We start from the raw sequence: 17633 nt of genomic DNA on the forward strand, positions 1-17633 counted from the left end.
GGGATCAACCCGGACAGCAGTAGATGAGGCGGCAGATGCGGATTTCCCTGGACAGACTGCGGCCCTTCGGCCTTGGTGCCAGCCTTCTGGCCCTGACGGCCTGCATGGATACCCGCAACCTGGACTGGGACATGCGGGCCGGTGGCGGCGACACTTCGGATGCCGCGCGCCAGGCCACGGCGGCGGCACCCATGGCAGATGCGAATGGCATCCTGTCCTATCCCGATTACCAGCTCGCCAAGGCCCGGCGCGGCGACACCGTCGTGGCCATGGCCGGCCGCCTGGGCCTGAACGCCGAGGCACTGGCCCGGAGCAATGCGCTGCGCCCGACCGATCCCCTGCGCGAGGGCGAGATGCTGCTACTGCCCTCACGCGTCTCGGCCACGCCACAGCCCGCCGCCATCGCCAGCGGCGGCATCTCGGGCGGCGGCGGGCCGATCGACATCTCGTCGATCGCCACCACAGCCCTGGATGCGGCGGGTCCGACCCCGGTCGCGGCCTCGCCCGCCGCGTCGAAGCCGATCTCGGGCCAGCCGCTGACCCACCGCGTCGCGCGCGGCGAGACCGCCTTCACCATCGCGCGGACCTACAATGTCTCGGCCAAGGCGCTGGCCGACTGGAACCAGCTTGGCGCGGACATGGCCGTGCGCGAGGGCCAGACCCTGATCATCCCGATCGCCACCGCCCCCGCGCCCGACCCCGAGCCCGTGCCGACGCCCCCCGGCTCCGGCAGCCCGACACCCGAGCCGCCCTCGGCCGCGAAGCCGCTGCCCGACGAGAAGCCCGAGGTCGCGGCCACCAAGCCCAAGGCCACCCCGCCCTCTCCCGACCTCGGCGAACAGGCGACCGCCGCCTCGGCCGCGAGGATGGCGATGCCGGTCGCGGGCAAGATCATCCGCGGCTACGACCGCAAGTCGAACCAGGGCATCGACATCTCGGCCGCGGCCGGGGCGCCGGTGAAGGCGGCGGATGCGGGGACGGTGACGGTGATCTCCTCGGATACGACCGGCAAGGGCATCGTGATCCTGCGGCACGCGAACAACCTCCTGACGGTCTATGTCGGCGTCGGCGGGGTCAGCGTGAAGAAGGGCGACAAGGTCGGCCGGGGCCAGTCGATCGGCACGGTCGCGGCGGGCAACCCGGCCTTCCTGCATTTCGAGGTGCGCAACACCTCGAAGGAAAGCTTCGACCCGATGACCTATCTGCAATAGGCCGCTCGTCGACGCACTTCGTGCACTCCTCGCCGGCGGCCTGCCGAGGAGGAGACGAAGTCGAACGACGAGGATCCCGCAGGAAGACCGGCAGGTCAGTCCCCGACCCTGGCCACCAGGATCTTGTCGATCCGCCGCCCGTCGAGGTCGATCACCTCGAAGCAGAAGCCCTCGGCTATGAAACTGGCGCCCAGTTCGGGGATATGGCCCAGCTGGTGCAGCATCAGCCCGGCCACCGTGTCATATTCCCCCGCCATCTCGCGCGGCAGGCCCAGCTTGTCGCAGAACTCGTCCACCGGCATCCAGCCCGCCACCAGCTGGCTGCCATCGGCGCGGGTGACCATGGCGGGCTCGTCCGGCTCGCTTGCCGCCACCGCGCCGGTGATCGCCTCCAGCACGTCGCCGCTGGTGATGATCCCTTCGAAATGGCCGTATTCGTCATAGACCAGCGCCAGGTGATGCTCGGTCTTCTGCAGGATCTCCAGCACGTCCAGCGCCTCGGCCCGGTCCGAGACCACGGGCACCTCGCGCAGAAGCGCCTTCAGGTCCAGCGTCTCGCGGCGCGAGACGGCCTGGAAGGCATCGGACAAGAGCACGATGCCCACCACGTCGCCCTCGGCATCGGCGACCGGCATCCGGGGCCGGGCGACCTTGCGGATCGCGGCCACGGCCTCGGCCCCGGTCGCCTCCAGCGGCAGCATCTCGACCTCGTGGCGCGGCGTCATCAGCGCCCGGGCCGTGCGGTCGCCCAGGCGCATCACGCCGGTGATCATCTCGCGTTCCTCGGTTTCCAGCACGCCGCCCTCATGCGCCTCGGCCAGAAGGACATGGACCTCCTCCTCGGTCACGCGGTTCTCGCTCTCGCCGCGCTGACCGAGAAGCCAGAGCAGCGCCCGCCCCGAGCGGTCCAGGAACCAGACCAGCGGCGCCGCGACGATCGACAGCAGCGTCATCGCCGGGGCCATGCGGGTCGCGATCCCCTCGGCATTGCGCAGCGCCATCTGCTTCGGCACCAGCTCGCCCACGATCAGGCTGACATAGGTGATCGCGACGACCACGCCGCCGACGCCCAGGGTCGAGGCCATCTCGGCCGTCATCCCCTGCCCGACCAGCCAGGCCGAAAGCCGCTGGCCCAATGTCGCCCCGGACAGCGCACCCGACAGCACGCCCACCGCCGTGATCCCGATCTGCACGGTCGAGAGGAAGCGGCCCGGATCCTCGGCCAGCCGCAGGGCCAGCCGCGCGCCGCGGCTCTTGCCCTCCAGCGGCTTCAGCCGGGCGGGACGCGCGCTGACGATGGCGAGTTCGGACATGGCCAACACGCCGTTCAGGACGATCAGGGCCAGGATGACGACGATTTCAGCTAGCATGAATACACGCGTAAGGCGCAATGCACCGCCATGCAAGGGGCCGCCGGGCTCAGGCCCGAATCCGCACCCCTTCGCGCGCGGCGAGGTCGCAGAAGAACTGCCAGGCCACCCGGCCCGACCGCCCGCCCCGCGTCGCCTGCCACTCCACCGCCTCGGCATGCAGCCGTTCCTCGGGCACCTCGACCCCATGCGCGGCGCAATAGCCCCGGATCATCTCCAGGTATTCGTCCTGGGTGCAGGGATGGAAGCCCAGCCACAAGCCGAAACGGTCCGACAGCGAGACCTTCTCCTCCACCGCCTCGCCGGGATTGATCGCGGTCGAGCGTTCGTTCTCGATCATGTCGCGCGGCATCAGGTGGCGGCGGTTCGAGGTGGCGTAGAACAGCACGTTCTCCGGCCGCCCCTCGATCCCGCCATCCAGCACCGCCTTCAGGCTTTTGTAATGCTGGTCGTCATGGCTGAACGACAGGTCGTCGCAGAACAGCAGAAAGCGATGCGGCGCGGCGCGCAGATGCGCCAGCAGGCGCTGGACCGACGGCAGGTCCTCGCGCGACAGTTCCACGATCTTCAGGTCATGCCCCTCGGCCCGGACCTGGGCGTGGACGGCCTTGACGAGGCTGGATTTCCCCATCCCCCGCGCGCCCCAGAGCAGCGCGTTGTTCGCCGGCAGCCCGGCCGCGAAATGCCGGGTGTTCGCCATGAGCGTATCGCGCGAGCGGTTGACGCCCACCAGAAGCGACAGGTCCACGCGGCTGACATGGGCCACCGGGTCCAGCCGGTCGGGCGCGGTATGCCAGACAAAGGCCTCGGCGGCGAAATCGGGCGCGGGCATCGGCGCGGGGGCCAGACGCTCCAGCGCCGCCGCGATCCGTTCCAGGGGGTCGTCGATCACGCCTTGGTCTCCGTGTCTCCGTCGGTGTCCTCGACCCAAAGGCCTTCGGCGCGCAACTCGGCCTCGCGGCGCTTCTCGATCCGCCGGATCAGGAAGATCGACACCTCGTAAAGCGGGTAGATGCAGGCAAAGAGGATCAGCTGGCTCATGATGTCGGGCGGCGTCACCAGCGCGGCCACGAACAGGATGACGACGATCGCATAGCGCCGCATCCCCGCCAGGCCCGCCGAACTCGCCAGCCCGGCCTTGCCCATCAGCGTCAGCAGCACCGGCAACTGGAAGCACAGGCCAAAGGCCAGGATCAGCTTGAGGCTGATGTCCAGCGTCTCGTTCACCTTGCCCTGGAAGACGATGTCGATGCCCTTGGATGCCGCCGCCGGGGCCGCGACCACGGCATCGCCGGGCACTTCGCCAAAGCTGGGAATCAGCGCGGTCAGGATCGAGGCGCTGTCGGCGTAGCCCAGGAAGAACTGCATCGCCATCGGCGTCACGATGAAATGCGCGAAGGCGCCGCCAATGGCGAACAAGAGCGGCGAGGCGATCAGGAACGGCAGGAAGGCCTGCTTCTCGCTGCGGTAAAGACCCGGCGCCACAAAGCGCCACAGCTGGTAGGCGATGACCGGAAAGCTGAGCATCAGCCCGCCCACCATCGCGATATGCATCAGCGTGAAGAAGTATTCCTGCGGCGCGGTGTATTGCATCACCGGGTTCGGGTTGCCCAGCGCGCGCATGGCTTCCTCGATCGGGGCCAGCATGAAGTCGAGGATGGGCTCGGCCACGATGAAGCACAGCACCATCGCGACCAGGAAGGCGCCGACCGACCAGATCAGGCGGTTGCGCAACTCGGCCAGATGCTCGACCAGCGGGGCCGAGCTGTCGTCGATCTCGTTCTTGGCGCTCATGCCGGGTCCCCTGCGGTCTTGTCGGCCTTCTTGCGGACCCGGCCCGCCTTCTTCGGCGCAGGTTCGGCGGGACCCGCCTCCGCCACGGCCGCGCCCGCGCCGATGGCCCGCATCTTCGCCGCCGCTTCCTCGGCCACCGCCTTGCGCGCCGCCTGCTTCCGGGCCAGTTCAGCCGTGGCGGGGCCCGGCGCCGGCGCGGCGGGTTCTGCCGCCAGCGTCATTTCCGCCGCGGGCGCCGCTGCCGTCACCGCCGCAACCGTCTGCGGTGCAGGCGTCGTCTTGGCCGGATTCTTCAGCGGATCCCATTTCTCGAAACGGTCGGCGGCCGATTTCACCGCATCCAGCCCCGCCCCGGCGGGGTTGGAGACCGCCTTGAGACCGTCGGTCACGTCCTTGACGCCCGTTTCCTTCGCCGCCTGCTCCATGGCACGGCTGAACTCGCGCCCCATCGAGCGTATCTTGGCCGTGATCCGGCCCAGTTCGCGGAACATGCCCGGCAGGTCCTTGGGACCGATCACGATCAACGCGACGATCCCGACCAGCATCATCTCGGACCAGCTGAAGTCCATCTTCTCCCTCCCGAAGGATCGGTCGGATCAGGCCTTGTCCTTCTCGGGGGTGACGTCCTTGGCGCTGTCGGCCGCGGCCTTCTCGATCTCGTCGCTGCCTTCCTTCACGCCCTTCTTGAAGGCGGTGATGCCCTTGCCGACCTCGCCCATCATCGAGGCGATCTTGCCGCGGCCAAACAGCACCAGAAGGACGATGGCGATCAGCAGAAGCTGCATTGGTCCCGGAGCGTGCATGGTGGTTCTCCTGTAAAGTCCCGCATCACGCGGGCATCCATCCTGACTGCATCCCAATATGGCGGATGGCCCCCCGCTTCCAAGGGCCAAGCGACTTGCGCCTCCCGCTCTACTGACAGTATTTTGTCAGTAAGGCGGGCGATCCTGCCCAGCCAAGGCCAGGACCATGAAGCGCGACGCCCGGCTCTACGACATCGTCCAGGTGCTGCGGGACGGGCGGCTGCACACCGCGGCCGAACTGGCAGAGCGGCTGGGCGTCTCGACCCGCACGATCTGGCGCGACATGGAGATGCTGGCCGCCACCGGCCTGCCGGTAACCGGCGAGCGGGGCCTGGGCTACATCCTGCGCTCGCCGCTGATGCTGCCCCCGACCATGCTGACCCCGGACGAGCTGGAGGCCCTGGTCGAGGGGCTGCGCCATGTCGGCGAGGAGGGCAATCCCAGGGCCAGGGCGGCGCGGAGCCTCTTGTACAAGATCGCCACCCTCCTGCCGCAGTCGGGAATCGGGACCGATGGCTGATCATCCGGGGGCCGATTCGCCGCCCGACAGGTGCCATACGCTTGCCAGACGCTTGCCAGACGGAGACCAGCCCGGCGTTTCGCGGCCTCAGCCCCTGCCATGCGCTCCGAAGACAAAGCAGCGGTCGCGCCGGATCATCAGCCACAGGACCGTCCCCGGCTTCGGCAGGAACACCCCAGGCACAGAGGCGGTCAGCTTCGCCCCCTCGAAATCCATCGAGAAATCGACCAGGCTCTCGCGGCCCAGATAGCGGCTGCGCAGCACGGTTCCCCGGGCGGGCGTGCCGTCCTCGGGCGTCGGATTGGGCCCCCGCCCGCCGCGATCGAAGTCGATGCGCAGGTGCTGCGGCCGGATCACGATCTCGACCTCGGCCCCGTCGGCATGGCCCGGCGTCAGGAAGGCGCCAAAGGGCGTTTCGGTCAGCGCCCCACGCGAAATGCCCTGGATCACGTTGATATCGCTGAAGAAAGCCGCCGCCGCCTTGTCCACCGGGGCGTTGTAGACATTGTAGGGCGCGCCCTTCTGCACGATCCGGCCCTGCCGCATCAGCGCGATCTCGTCGGCCATCCGCATCGCCTCGTCCGGCTCGTGCGTGACCAGAAGGACCGCCGTGCCCTCCTCCTTCAGAAGCTCCAGCGTCCGGTCGCGGATCCCGTCGCGCAGCCGGTTGTCCAGGCCCGAGAAGGGCTCGTCCATCAGCATCACGCAAGGACGCGGCGCCAAAGCCCGCGCCAGCGCGACACGCTGCTGCTCGCCGCCCGAAAGTTCGTGCGGGTGCTTCTGGCCGAAGCCGGAAAGGTCCACCTTTTCAAGCAGTTCCCCGATGCGCTGCGCCTTCCGCGCCCGATCGGCGCGCAGGCCGAAGCCCACATTCTCAGCCACCGTCAGATGCGGGAACAGCGCGAAATCCTGGAACATCAGCCCGACCGAGCGCGCCTCGGGCGGGACATGCACCCCCGGCCCTTCGACCAGCCGGCCGTCGATCCGCACCTCGCCCTGGTCGGTCCGCTCCACCCCCGCGATGATCCGCAGCGTGGTGGACTTGCCGCAGCCCGAGGGGCCGAGAAGGCAGGTCACCTGCCCCGCCGCCACGGTCAGCGTCACGTCATCCACCACCCGCCGCCCGCCGAAAGCGCGGCTCAGATGCGTGACCTCGAGACGAAGGGGAGTGCTGTCCGGCATGAAACCCGTGGAAATTCCTCGGGCTTTCCTAGCAGCGCCGCTCCCCCCCGGCAAGGTCGCAGGCCCGCAAGGTCAGAAGGTGGTGTTCGTGGCCCCGCCATCCAGCAGGATGTTCTGCCCGACGATGAACCCGGCGTGCTGCGAGCAAAGGAAGGCGCAGGCCGCCCCGAACTCCTCCGGCGTGCCATAGCGCCCGGCCGGGATCGTGGCGGCGCGTTCGGCAAAGGCCTCCTCCATGCTGATCCCGCGGGCCTTCATCACGCCCTGATCCAGCGCGACGGCCCGGTCGGTGGCATGGATGCCGGGCAGAAGGTTGTTGATCGTCACACCCTTGCCCGCCACCTGCCGCGCGGTTCCGGCGACAAAGCCGGTCAGCCCCGTCCGGGCCGAATTCGACAGGCCCAGCACCGAGACCGGCGCCTTGACCGAAACGCTGGTGATGTTCACCACCCGCCCCCAGCCTTGCGCCATCATCCCCGGCAGGACCGCCTGCATCAGCGCGATCGGCGTCAGCATGTTGGCGTCCAGCGCCTTGATGAAATCCTCGCGGCTCCAGTCCGACCACATGCCGGGGGGCGGCCCGCCCGCATTGGTGACCAGGATGTCGAAGGGACCATGCGCCAGCACCGCCGCCCGGCCCGCCTCGGTGGTGATGTCGCCCGCGACCGCGACCACGTCCACCCCGGATTTCGCCCGGATCCCGGCCGCCGTCGCCTCCAGCGCCTCGGCGCCACGGGCGTTCATCACCAGATCGACCCCGGCCTCGGCCAGGGCCTCGGCACAGCCCCGGCCCAGCCCTTTCGACGATGCGCAGACCAGCGCCCGCTTTCCCCTGATCCGCAGATCCATCCGCTATCCTCCCGCATTTTCCCCAAGCCTAGCAGCCGAAAGCCCAAGGGCAAGCGCCCGCATCTTCCTGCTGGCGGTTTGAGGGGAAGCACCCCGGCCCCCGAGCCCCGATGTCGGAGGAGGCGGCGAGGTCCGACGACGAGAGGAAAGGTCTTCGCGCGCCGGCGCGGGATTCGAAATCCGTCCGGCTTTCTTGCGGCGCGGCCCGGCGCAGGCTATGGGAAGCCCCATGTCGAACCGCGCCCCCCTGCCCCCCGAAATCGCCCGCCGCCGGACCTTCGCGATCATCGCGCACCCCGACGCGGGCAAGACCACGCTGACCGAAAAGTTCCTGCTGTTCGGCGGCGCGATCCAGATGGCCGGCCAGGTCCGCGCCAAGGGCGAGGCGCGGCGCACGCGCTCGGACTTCCTGAAGATGGAGCAGGACCGGGGCATCTCGGTCTCGGCCAGCGCCATGTCCTTCGATTTCCGGCAGTATCGCTTCAACCTGGTGGACACGCCCGGCCACAGCGACTTTTCCGAGGACACCTACCGCACGCTGACCGCCGTCGATGCCGCGATCATGGTGATCGACGGGGCCAAGGGGGTGGAAAGCCAGACCCGCAAGCTGTTCGAGGTCTGCCGGCTGCGCGACCTGCCGATCCTGACCTTCTGCAACAAGATGGACCGCGAGGCCCGCGACACGTTCGAGATCATCGACGAGATCCAGGAGAACCTGGCGATCGACGTGACCCCGGCAAGCTGGCCGATCGGCTCGGGCCGGGATTTCGTCGGCGCCTATGACCTTCTGCACGACCGGCTGGAGATCATGGACCGCGCCGACCGCAACAGGATCGCGGAATCGATCCAGATCAGCGGCGTGGACGACCCGAGACTGGCCGAACACATCCCCGCCGACCTTTTGCAGAAGTTCCACGAAGAGCTGGAGATGGCGCGGGAACTCCTGCCCGCCTTCGACCGCGCGGCCTTCCTCAACGGCTCGATGACGCCGATCTGGTTCGGCTCGGCGATCAACTCCTTCGGCGTGAAGGAGTTGATGGACGGAATCGGCGAATTCGGGCCGGAGCCCGAGCCGCAGAAGGCGGCCGAGCGGCAGGTCGACCCCGCCGAACCCGCCGTCACCGGCTTCGTCTTCAAGGTCCAGGCCAACATGGACCCGAAACACCGCGACCGGGTGGCCTTCGTCCGCCTCGCCTCGGGCCATTTCGAGCGCGGGATGAAGCTGCATCACGTCCGCTCGAAGAAGCCGATGTCGATCACCAACCCGGTCCTGTTCCTTGCCGCCGACCGCGAGCTGGCCGAGGAGGCCTGGGCCGGCGACATCATCGGCATCCCGAACCACGGCCAGTTGCGCATCGGCGACGCCCTGACCGAGGGCGAGTCGCTGCGTTTCACCGGCATCCCCTCCTTCGCGCCGGAGCTTCTGCAGACCATCCGCGCGCTGGACCCGATGAAGGCCAAGCATCTGGAAAAGGCCCTGACCCAGTTCGCCGAGGAAGGGGCCGCCAAGGTGTTCAAGCCGATGATCGGCTCGGGCTATATCGTCGGCGTCGTGGGGGCCCTGCAGTTCGACGTGCTGGCCAGCCGGATCGAGATGGAATATTCGCTGCCCGTCCGCTTCGAGGGCTCGAACTTCGTCTCGGCCCGCTGGATTTCCGGCGACAAGACCGAGATCGAGAAGCTGGTCGCGGTGAACAAGGGCCATATCGCGCATGACAGCGACGGGGACCTGGTGTTCCTGACCCGCCTGCAGTGGGACATCGACCGGGTGGTCCGCGACTATCCCGGCGTCAGGCTGACCGCGACCAAGGAGATGATGGCCTGAGGCCGACCCCTTCCCCGCTGCCTTGACCCTTCCGCGCATTTGCGATAAGGGCCAATTGCGGCCAAAACGGGCCGAGACGCCGGGGCGCCCGGAAACTTGCGTCCCATAATCCATGCGGTCCGATACCGCATCCATTAGGACGCTCATGACCAAATTCTCCGACCTCGCGCTGGACCCGCGCGTGCTTCAAGCCATCACCGAAGCCGGCTACGAGACCCCGACCCCGATCCAGGCCCAGGCCATCCCCGAGGCGCTGAAGGGCCGTGATGTCCTTGGCATCGCCCAGACCGGCACCGGCAAGACCGCCAGCTTCACCCTGCCGATGATCACGCTGCTGGGCCAGGGCCGCGCCCGCGCCCGGATGCCGCGCAGCCTGGTGCTGGCGCCGACGCGGGAACTGGCCGCCCAGGTGGCCGAGAACTTCGACATCTACGCCAAGCATACCAAGCTGACCAAGGCCCTTTTGATCGGCGGCGTCGCCTTCGGCGAACAGGACAAGCTGATCGACCGCGGCGTCGACGTGCTGATCGCCACGCCCGGCCGCCTGCTGGACCATTTCGAACGCGGCAAGCTGCTGCTGACCGGCGTGCAGATCATGGTGGTGGACGAGGCCGACCGGATGCTCGACATGGGCTTCATCCCGGATATCGAGCGCATCTTCCAGCTGACCCCCTTCACCCGCCAGACCATGTTCTACAGCGCCACCATGGCGCCCGAGATCGAGCGGATCACCAATACCTTCCTGACCAATCCCGCCCGGATCGAGGTTGCGCGGCAGGCGACGACCTCGACCACGATCACGCAAAGCCTGATCGAGGTGAAGCCGCTGCGCAAGGACCGCAGCTTTGGCGACAAGCGCGCCTGCCTGCGGGCGCTGATCCGCGCCGAGGGCGAGGCCTGCACCAATGCGATCATCTTCTGCAACCGGAAGATGGATGTGGACGTGGTGGCCAAGTCGCTGAAATCGCATGGCTTCAATGCCGCGCCGATCCATGGCGACCTGGAACAATCGCAGCGGATGAAGACGCTGGACGCCTTCCGCGACGGGACGCTGCACCTGCTGGTCGCCTCGGATGTGGCGGCGCGGGGTCTCGACATTCCGGCCGTCAGCCACGTCTTCAACTTCGACGTGCCGAGCCACCCCGAGGATTACGTCCACCGCATCGGCCGCACCGGCCGCGCGGGGCGTCTGGGCAAGGCCTTCACCATCTCGGTGCCCTCGGACGAGAAATACCTGAAGGCGATCGAGAGCCTGATCAAGTCGGAAATCCCGCGCGGTCCCCTGCCCGAGGGCTTTGAGCCCGACACTCGCGAGGGCAAGCCCGACCGCCCGCGGGACGAGCGCAAGACCCGCGAACGCAGCCCCCGCGGCCGCGAGCGTGAGCGCGAGCGTCCGGTCAAGGCCCATGACGAAGTGGCCCCGATGGAGCCGCTGGTCGCCGCCCCGAAAGCCCCGGCGGCCGTGGAGGAGACCCCGCGCGAGGAACGCCGCGAGCCGCGCCGCCGCGACGAGCGCCGCGAGCCGCGCGAGGAGCGGGGCGAACGTCGCGAGACTCGGTCCGAGCCCCGGCCCGAATCCCGGGAAGAGCGTCAGGAGCGCCGCGAGCCGCGCGAGGAGCGTCGGGACGACCGCCGCGACCAGCGCCGCGACCGCGACCTTGGCCCGGCGGTGATCGGCATGGGCGACCATGTGCCCGATTTCATCCTGCGCAGCTTCGCCCTGAAGCCCGCTCAGAAGGATGAGATCGAGGAGACCATCCCGGCCGGCACGGAAGGCTGAGACGAGAAGGCCCCGCGCTGCGGGGCCTATTCTTTCGCGCTATTCCGCCACCAGCCGGCTGATCACCACCGTGACCTCGGGCTTCTTGCCGATCTCCTCGACCGAGATCTGGCGCACGACGCGGCGAAGTTCCTCCTCGAGCTTGTCGTCGTCGCCAAGGATCTTGCGGCCCAGCCGGTCGATCACCTGCGCGAGGTCGGCCTCCAGCGTCTCGGCCAGCGGCCGCTCGCCCCGCCCGACCGGGGGAAGGCCCATGATCTCGACCCAGGGCTCGCCCATCGGCTCGTCGCCCTCGTCCAGGATCAGCGTGACCAGCACATGCCCGTTCAGCGCCATGCGGATCCGGTCGCGGACCACCCCGTCCAGGGCCCCGACCATCGCGGTGCCGTCCAGGTAGATCCGGCCGGTCTCGATGTATTCGGCCACCTCGGGGACGTCGCCGGTCAGGTCCAGCATCGTCCCGTTCGGCGCCACCGCCGCCGCGATCCCGGATTCGGTGGCGATGCGGACATGTTCGGCCAGATGCCGATGCTCGCCATGCATCGGGATCAGCATGTCGGGCAGGATCAGCCGGTGCACATGCTCCAGGTCAGGGCGGTTGGCATGGCCCGAGACGTGATACTTGCCGCCCTGGTCGTCGATCACCTGCACGCCCATCTCGGAGAACGCGTTCCAGACCCGCAGCACGTCGCGCTCGTTGCCGGGGATGGTCTTCGAGGAGAACAGGAACGTGTCCCCCTCCTTCATCTCCAGCCCGAGATACTTGCCGCGCGACAGCTGCGCACTGGCGGCGCGGCGCTCGCCCTGGCTGCCGGTGACCAGCAGCATCAGGTTGCGGCGCGGCACTTCCAGCGCCTCCTCGGGCGTGACGGTCCGGGGAAAGCCCGACAGCACCGCCGCCTCTTCCGATGCCGCAAGCATCCGCTTCATCGAGCGGCCCAGGACGCAGATCGTGCGGTCGGCCGCGCGTCCGGCCTCGGCCAGGGTCTTCAGCCGGGCGACGTTCGAGCCGAAGGTCGTCGCCACCACCATGCCGGTGCAGCCGCGGATCAGCTCGGTCAACGGTTCGGCCAGGGTGGCCTCGGACCGGCCCGCGTGGGTGGAGAAGACGTTGGTGGAATCGCAGGTCATCGCCTTCACGGGGCGCTCGGCCACGATCTCGGCGATGCGGGCGTCATCCCAGGCCTCGCCCACCACCGGGCTGTGGTCGATCTTGAAATCGGCGGAATGGAAGATGCGGCCCGCCGGCGTGTCGATCACCAGCGCCGAGGATTCGGGGATCGAATGGCTGACCGGGACGAACTGCACCTTGAAGAGGCCGGCCTCGACCGTGGCGGGGCGCGGCTCGACCGTGACGATCTGGTCGACGGGCAGGCCCGCCTCCTCGAACTTCAGCCGGCCGATCGTGGCGGTGAAACGGCGGCAATAGACCGTCTTGCCCAGTTCGGGCCAGAGATGCGGCAGCGCGCCGATATGGTCCTCGTGCGCATGGGTGATGAAGATCGCTTCCAGGCGGTCCAGCTTGTCATGCAGCCAGGAGACATCCGCCATGATCAGATCGACCCCGGGCGAGCTGTCCATGTCCGGGAAGGCTACGCCCGTATCGACCAGGATCAGCCGTTCCTTCCCCCGCGGCCCGTAGCCGTAGACATAGGAGTTCATGCCGATCTCGCCGGCGCCACCGAGGGGAAGGTAGATCAGTCGGTTCGCGCTCATGGGTTTTCCTTGTTGTAGGCGTTGATCAGGACGAGGCCATGCATGGTCAGGTCGTCCTCGATCTGATGAAATAGCTCGGTTCCTTGGGCGAAAAGGCTGGCAAGCCCTCCGGTCGCGATAACTTTCGTCGGCCGCTCGCGCTCCCGCCGGATTTCGCGCACGATGCCCTCGACCAGGCCGACATAGCCCCAATACACACCGGACTGCATGCAGGCCACCGTATTCGTGCCGATGGCGCGCGCGGGCCTGGCCACGTCGATATGCGGCAGGGCGGCGGCGGCCATGTGCAGCGCCTCGAGGCTGAGGTTCACCCCCGGCGCGATCACCCCGCCGACATAGGCGCCGTCGCTGTCCACCACGTCGAAGGTGGTGGCGGTGCCGAAGTCGACGACGATCAGGTCGCCGCCATGCCGCGCGAAGCCGGCGACCGTGTTGACCAGCCGGTCGGGACCGACCGTCGTGCCCTGGTCCACCCTCGGCGCCACCGGCAGGCGGCAGTCGGGCTTGCCCACCACCAGCGGGCGGCAGTTGAAATAGCGGTCGCAGAGGACGCGCAGGTTGAACACCACCCGCGGCACGGTCGAGGAGATGATCGCCTCGGTGATCTCGGCCTCGACCTTGCGGATCGCCATCAGGCTGGAGAGCCAGACGAAATATTCATCCGCCGTGCGCCGGTGGTCGGTGGCGATGCGCCAGGTGGCAAGGAAACGGCTGCCGTCCCAGATCGAGAAGACGGTGTTGGTATTGCCGCAGTCGATGGCGAGAAGCATGGGCGGGGTCTTTCTCGGGACAAAGGTGTCTAAAATTTTTCTGGAAAAATTTTAGACACCGGCGCGGGTCGGGTCAAAAGAACACCTCGGCGGCGGGAATGGCAACCGGGCCTTGCGACATGCGCAGGATCAGGTTGCCATTGGCGTCGATGGTCTCGAACACGCCTTCGCGGGTCACGGAGCCGGTGCGGGCGCGGATCGCTTCGCCCAGGCGGGCGGCATGGGCGAGCCATTCGCTGCGCAGGGGGGCAAACCCCTCGGTCGTGAAGGTGGCCTCCCGGCTTGCATAGGCGGGGGCGAGGGCGGCGAGAAAGGCCTCGGGCGTGATGCGCAGGCCGGTTTCCTGCAACAGCGAGACGGGCGGGACGGCTCCGGGTTCGACCTGGGCCGCATCGGGGGCGGCGATCAGGTTGACGCCGATGCCGATGCAGAGGACCGGGTCGGGACCGCCGAGCCCCTGGCTCTCCAGCAGGATCCCGGCCAGCTTGCCGCCATTGCACAGCACGTCGTTCGGCCATTTCAGCGCGAAACTGCCGGGCAGGCCGGTCAGCCGGACCAGCGCATCCCGCAGCGCCAGCGCGGCGGCGAAGGAGCGCAGCGCCACCTGCTCGGGCGGCCCGGACGGTTTCAGGACGAGGGTGCCATGGAAATTGCCGCGCGGGCTGACCCAAGGCCGGGCCCGGCGGCCGCGCCCGGCGGTCTGCAGCCCGGCGGTGATCCAGGTCGGGCCCGCCAGCGCCGGGGCGCGGCGAAAGCCTTCGGCATTGCTGCTGTCGATTTCGGGCAGGGCGATGTGCCGCCCTGCCCCGGTGCCTGCCTCAGCGGACAAGTGCTTCGGCCGCGACAGCCGCGGCGGGCTCGACCCCGAACAGGTTCACGATGCCGACCACCATGATCGCCGCCACGCCCACCAGCATCGCCCATTGCACCGGCGCCATGCGGCTGTCGACCGGGTCCTGCTCGGCCCCGAAATACATGTAGTAGACGATGCGCAGGTAGTAGAAGGCACCGATCACCGAGGCCACCGCCCCCGCCACCGCAAGCCAGACCATGCCGGCATCCACGGCGGCCTTCAGCACGTAGAACTTGCCGAAGAAGCCGACCATCGGCGGCACGCCGGCAAGGCTGAACAGCAGGACCAGCATCGCCAGCGCCTTCAGCGGTTCCTTCTTCGCGAACTGGTTCAACCCGTTGATGTCGGCGACCGGACGGCCGTCCCGCTCCATCGAGAGGATGAAGGCGAAGGTGCCGATGTTCATCGTGACATAGATCACCATGTAGATCAGCGCCGCCTGCACGCCATAGGCGGTGCCGACCGCAAGGCCGATCATCGCATAGCCCATGTGCGCGATCGAGGAATAGGCCATCAGCCGCTTGAAGTCGCGCTGCCCGATCCCCGCGACGGCGCCAAGGAACATCGAGGCGACCGAGAGCCCCGCCAGCACCTGGCCCCACTGGCCGGGGATGCCGCCGAATGCGTCCTGCACCAGCCGCGCGATCAGCGCGATGGCGGCGACCTTGGGCGCGGTGGCGAAGAAGGCCGTCACCGGGGTGGGAGAGCCTTCGTAGACGTCCGGGGTCCACATGTGGAAGGGCGCGGCCGAGACCTTGAAGGCGAGGCCCGAGAGCATGAACACCAGGCCGAACAGGAGGCCCAGCGGCACGCCGTCCTGCAGCGTCGACAGGATGCCGGCGAACTGGGTGGTGCCGGCATAGCCATAGACCAGCGAGGCCCCGTAAAGCAGGAGACCCGATGAGAGCGAGCCCAGCACGAAATACTTCAGCCCCGCTTCCGAGGACTTGCCGCTGTCGCGCCGCATCGCGGCCAGGACGTAAAGCGACAGGGATTGCAGTTCGAGACCCATGTAGAGCGTGATCAGGTCGGCGGCCGAGACCATGACCATCATCCCCACCACCGCGAGGGTCACGAGGATCGGATATTCAAAGCGCAGGATCCCGCGCCGGCCCATGTAGTCCTGGCTCATCACCAGGACGGCGGCGGCCGACAGCAGGACGGTGACCTTGGCGAAACGGGCGAAGGGGTCGTCGGAGACCAGCCCGCCGAACGCGGCGCGCGCGCCCTCGCCGCTGGCCCCGACATACAGCGCCAGCGCCACGAACAGGCCCGAGGTCGCCCACATCAGCATCGGCGCAAGCCGGTCCTTGCCGGTGTAGACCGCGATCATCAGCGTGGCCATGGCATAGCCCGCCAGCAGGATCTCGGGCAGAAGGATCTGGAAATCTGCAGAGCTCATCGCGGGCGTCCTCAGTGCATGGCCAGCTCGGCCGCGTCAGCGGGCAGAGCGGCGTGATAGTCGGTAACCAGGGCCGAAACCGACGGCCCGATGATGTCGGTCACAAGGCTGGGATAGACGCCGAGGATCAGGGTCATCGCGATCAGCGGCGCGAAGATCGCCTTCTCGCGGCGGTCCATGTCGGTGATCGACTTCAGCGCCTCCTTGATCAGGTCGCCGAAGACGACCCGGCGGTACAGCCAGAGCGCATAGGAGGCCGAGAGGATCACCCCGGTGGTGGCGAAGGCGGCGACCCAGGTATTGACCTGGAAGATGCCGACCAGGGTCAGGAACTCGCCCACGAAGCCCGAGGTTCCGGGCAGGCCGACGTTGGCCATGGTGAAGAACATGAACACCAGCGCATAGGCCGGCATCCGGTTCACCAGGCCGCCATAGGCGTCGATCTCGCGGGTGTGCATCCGGTCGTAGATCACGCCGACGCAAAGGAAGAGCGCGCCCGAGATGAAGCCGTGGCTCAGCATCTGGAAGATCGCCCCATCCACGCCCTGCTGGTTCGCCGCGAAGATGCCCATGGTGACATAGCCCATGTGCGCGACCGAGGAATAGGCGATCAGCTTCTTCATGTCCGACTGCGCCAGCGCCACCAGGCTGGTGTAGACGATGGCGATGGCCGAAAGCCAAAAGACCAGGGGGCTGAGGAGGTCCGAGGCGACCGGGAACATCGGCAGCGAGAAGCGCAGGAAGCCGTAGCCACCCATCTTCAGCAGGATCGCCGCCAGCACGACCGAGCCCGCCGTCGGGGCCTGGACGTGGGCGTCCGGCAGCCAGGTATGGACCGGCCACATCGGCATCTTCACCGCGAAGCTGGCGAAGAAGGCCAGGAACAGCATGGTCTGCAACCCGCCCACGACCTGGAAGCCGAGCAGGCCGAAGGTCTCGGACCCGAAGTCATGCGTCAGGAGCTGCACCATGTTGGTCGTGCCCGCGTCCATGTACATCGCGATCATCGCGACCAGCATCAGGACCGAGCCGAGGAAGGTGTAGAGGAAGAACTTGAAGGAGGCGTAGATCCGATCCTTGCCGCCCCAGATGCCGATGATCAGGAACATCGGGATCAGCCCGGCCTCGAAGAACAGGTAGAACAGCACCAGGTCCAGCGCGCAGAACACGCCGAGCATCAGCGTCTCCAGCACCAGGAAGGCGATCATGTACTCCTTGACCCGGGTCTCGACGCTCCAGCAGGCCGCGATGGTGATCGGCATCAGGAAGGTGGTCAGCATCACGAACAGGACCGAGATCCCGTCCACGCCCATCCGGTAGCTCAGGCCCAGGATCCATTCCCGTTCCTCGACGAACTGGAAGCCGGTGTTCGACGGATCGAAGCGGAACAGCACGAAGAGCGAGATCACGAAGGTCGCGGTGGTGGTGAAGAGCGCAAGCCACCGGGCCCCGTTCTTCGCCGCCGCATCGTCGCCGCGCATGAAGAGCGCAAGGATGACCGCCGCGACCAGGGGCAGGAAGGTGATGATGGAGAGAAGCTGGTTTTCCATTGTGCGCG

The 17633-nt window shown here is 67.9% G+C and carries 16 protein-coding genes; 4 read left to right on the forward strand and 12 right to left on the reverse strand.

The annotated features are described in order from the left end of the window. Positions 1-35 precede the first annotated feature (35 nt). A complete protein-coding gene (locus ACE3UA_RS02365) occupies positions 36-1211 on the forward strand; it encodes a peptidoglycan DD-metalloendopeptidase family protein (RefSeq protein ID WP_374642131.1) in 1176 nt (391 codons plus the stop codon). A gap of 95 nt (positions 1212-1306) precedes the next feature. Here ACE3UA_RS02365 and ACE3UA_RS02370 read toward each other — a convergent pair whose 3' ends face one another. The 5 genes from ACE3UA_RS02370 to ACE3UA_RS02390 are packed head-to-tail and all read right to left on the reverse strand — an operon-like array spanning position 1307 to position 5178. Continuing rightward, a complete protein-coding gene (locus ACE3UA_RS02370; RefSeq protein ID WP_374642133.1) occupies positions 1307-2581 on the reverse strand; it encodes a hemolysin family protein in 1275 nt (424 codons plus the stop codon). 49 nt (positions 2582-2630) lie between these two features. Beyond that, positions 2631-3473 carry an ATP-binding protein gene (locus tag ACE3UA_RS02375; RefSeq protein ID WP_374642135.1) on the reverse strand — a complete coding sequence of 281 codons (843 nt, stop codon included), beginning with the start codon at positions 3471-3473 and terminating at the stop codon, positions 2631-2633. Next, on the reverse strand, positions 3470-4375 hold the full coding sequence (gene tatC, locus ACE3UA_RS02380; protein WP_374642137.1) for a twin-arginine translocase subunit TatC: 906 nt from the start codon (positions 4373-4375) through the stop codon (positions 3470-3472). Before tatC ends, ACE3UA_RS02375 begins: the two co-directional genes overlap by 4 nt. Next, positions 4372-4944, reverse strand: a complete 573-nt coding sequence (locus ACE3UA_RS02385; protein WP_374642139.1) for a twin-arginine translocase TatA/TatE family subunit — start codon at positions 4942-4944, stop codon at positions 4372-4374. Before ACE3UA_RS02385 ends, tatC begins: the two co-directional genes overlap by 4 nt. A 27-nt stretch (positions 4945-4971) precedes the next feature. Further along, complete coding sequence (locus tag ACE3UA_RS02390; RefSeq protein WP_374642141.1) at positions 4972-5178, reverse strand: twin-arginine translocase TatA/TatE family subunit; 207 nt, start codon at positions 5176-5178, stop codon at positions 4972-4974. Positions 5179-5344: 166 nt separating this feature from the next. On the opposite strand from ACE3UA_RS02390, the gene ACE3UA_RS02395 reads away from it, so the two are divergent. Next, complete coding sequence (locus tag ACE3UA_RS02395; protein WP_374642143.1) at positions 5345-5698, forward strand: helix-turn-helix transcriptional regulator; 354 nt, start codon at positions 5345-5347, stop codon at positions 5696-5698. Positions 5699-5785: 87 nt separating this feature from the next. Here ACE3UA_RS02395 and ACE3UA_RS02400 read toward each other — a convergent pair whose 3' ends face one another. Then, a complete protein-coding gene (locus ACE3UA_RS02400) occupies positions 5786-6880 on the reverse strand; it encodes an ABC transporter ATP-binding protein (RefSeq protein WP_374642145.1) in 1095 nt (364 codons plus the stop codon). 72 nt (positions 6881-6952) lie between these two features. Further along, positions 6953-7729: an SDR family oxidoreductase gene (locus ACE3UA_RS02405; protein ID WP_374642147.1), complete on the reverse strand. Its 777-nt coding sequence runs from the start codon at positions 7727-7729 to the stop codon at positions 6953-6955. Positions 7730-7958: 229 nt separating this feature from the next. On the opposite strand from ACE3UA_RS02405, the gene ACE3UA_RS02410 reads away from it, so the two are divergent. Together ACE3UA_RS02410 and ACE3UA_RS02415 are read left to right on the forward strand one after the other, a co-directional pair. Further along, a complete protein-coding gene (locus ACE3UA_RS02410) occupies positions 7959-9554 on the forward strand; it encodes a peptide chain release factor 3 (RefSeq protein WP_374642149.1) in 1596 nt (531 codons plus the stop codon). 145 nt (positions 9555-9699) lie between these two features. Continuing rightward, positions 9700-11334: a DEAD/DEAH box helicase gene (locus ACE3UA_RS02415; protein WP_374642151.1), complete on the forward strand. Its 1635-nt coding sequence runs from the start codon at positions 9700-9702 to the stop codon at positions 11332-11334. A 39-nt stretch (positions 11335-11373) separates the two neighbouring features. On the opposite strand, the gene ACE3UA_RS02420 is transcribed toward ACE3UA_RS02415, so the two are convergent. The 5 genes from ACE3UA_RS02420 to ACE3UA_RS02440 form a co-directional block, all read right to left on the reverse strand. Then, positions 11374-13050 carry a ribonuclease J gene (locus tag ACE3UA_RS02420; protein WP_374642153.1) on the reverse strand — a complete coding sequence of 559 codons (1677 nt, stop codon included), beginning with the start codon at positions 13048-13050 and terminating at the stop codon, positions 11374-11376. Continuing rightward, on the reverse strand, positions 13047-13820 hold the full coding sequence (locus ACE3UA_RS02425; RefSeq protein ID WP_197642183.1) for a type III pantothenate kinase: 774 nt from the start codon (positions 13818-13820) through the stop codon (positions 13047-13049). Before ACE3UA_RS02425 ends, ACE3UA_RS02420 begins: the two co-directional genes overlap by 4 nt. 73 nt (positions 13821-13893) lie before the next feature. Further along, positions 13894-14649 carry a biotin--[acetyl-CoA-carboxylase] ligase gene (locus ACE3UA_RS02430; RefSeq protein WP_374642155.1) on the reverse strand — a complete coding sequence of 252 codons (756 nt, stop codon included), beginning with the start codon at positions 14647-14649 and terminating at the stop codon, positions 13894-13896. Beyond that, complete coding sequence (nuoN, locus tag ACE3UA_RS02435; RefSeq protein WP_374642157.1) at positions 14639-16075, reverse strand: NADH-quinone oxidoreductase subunit NuoN; 1437 nt, start codon at positions 16073-16075, stop codon at positions 14639-14641. Before nuoN ends, ACE3UA_RS02430 begins: the two co-directional genes overlap by 11 nt. 11 nt (positions 16076-16086) lie before the next feature. Beyond that, the gene (locus tag ACE3UA_RS02440) at positions 16087-17625 is read right to left on the reverse strand and encodes an NADH-quinone oxidoreductase subunit M (protein WP_374642159.1); all 1539 of its coding nucleotides are present in this window, start codon (positions 17623-17625) and stop codon (positions 16087-16089) included. Positions 17626-17633: the final 8 nt, after the last annotated feature.

Source organism: Tabrizicola sp. (genome assembly GCF_041919135.1).
In the GTDB taxonomy this organism is placed as follows: domain Bacteria; phylum Pseudomonadota; class Alphaproteobacteria; order Rhodobacterales; family Rhodobacteraceae; genus Tabrizicola.

Coding starts and splice junctions, on each gene's coding strand:
- ACE3UA_RS02365 (WP_374642131.1), top strand. CDS start 36: ATGCGGATTTCCCTGGACAGACTGCGGCCCTTCGGCCTTGGTGCCAGC.
- ACE3UA_RS02370 (WP_374642133.1), bottom strand. CDS start 2,581: ATGCTAGCTGAAATCGTCGTCATCCTGGCCCTGATCGTCCTGAACGGC.
- tatC (WP_374642137.1), bottom strand. CDS start 4,375: ATGAGCGCCAAGAACGAGATCGACGACAGCTCGGCCCCGCTGGTCGAG.
- ACE3UA_RS02385 (WP_374642139.1), bottom strand. CDS start 4,944: ATGGACTTCAGCTGGTCCGAGATGATGCTGGTCGGGATCGTCGCGTTG.
- ACE3UA_RS02390 (WP_374642141.1), bottom strand. CDS start 5,178: ATGCACGCTCCGGGACCAATGCAGCTTCTGCTGATCGCCATCGTCCTT.
- ACE3UA_RS02395 (WP_374642143.1), top strand. CDS start 5,345: ATGAAGCGCGACGCCCGGCTCTACGACATCGTCCAGGTGCTGCGGGAC.
- ACE3UA_RS02400 (WP_374642145.1), bottom strand. CDS start 6,880: ATGCCGGACAGCACTCCCCTTCGTCTCGAGGTCACGCATCTGAGCCGC.
- ACE3UA_RS02405 (WP_374642147.1), bottom strand. CDS start 7,729: ATGGATCTGCGGATCAGGGGAAAGCGGGCGCTGGTCTGCGCATCGTCG.
- ACE3UA_RS02410 (WP_374642149.1), top strand. CDS start 7,959: ATGTCGAACCGCGCCCCCCTGCCCCCCGAAATCGCCCGCCGCCGGACC.
- ACE3UA_RS02415 (WP_374642151.1), top strand. CDS start 9,700: ATGACCAAATTCTCCGACCTCGCGCTGGACCCGCGCGTGCTTCAAGCC.
- ACE3UA_RS02420 (WP_374642153.1), bottom strand. CDS start 13,050: ATGAGCGCGAACCGACTGATCTACCTTCCCCTCGGTGGCGCCGGCGAG.
- ACE3UA_RS02425 (WP_197642183.1), bottom strand. CDS start 13,820: ATGCTTCTCGCCATCGACTGCGGCAATACCAACACCGTCTTCTCGATC.
- nuoN (WP_374642157.1), bottom strand. CDS start 16,075: ATGAGCTCTGCAGATTTCCAGATCCTTCTGCCCGAGATCCTGCTGGCG.
- ACE3UA_RS02440 (WP_374642159.1), bottom strand. CDS start 17,625: ATGGAAAACCAGCTTCTCTCCATCATCACCTTCCTGCCCCTGGTCGCG.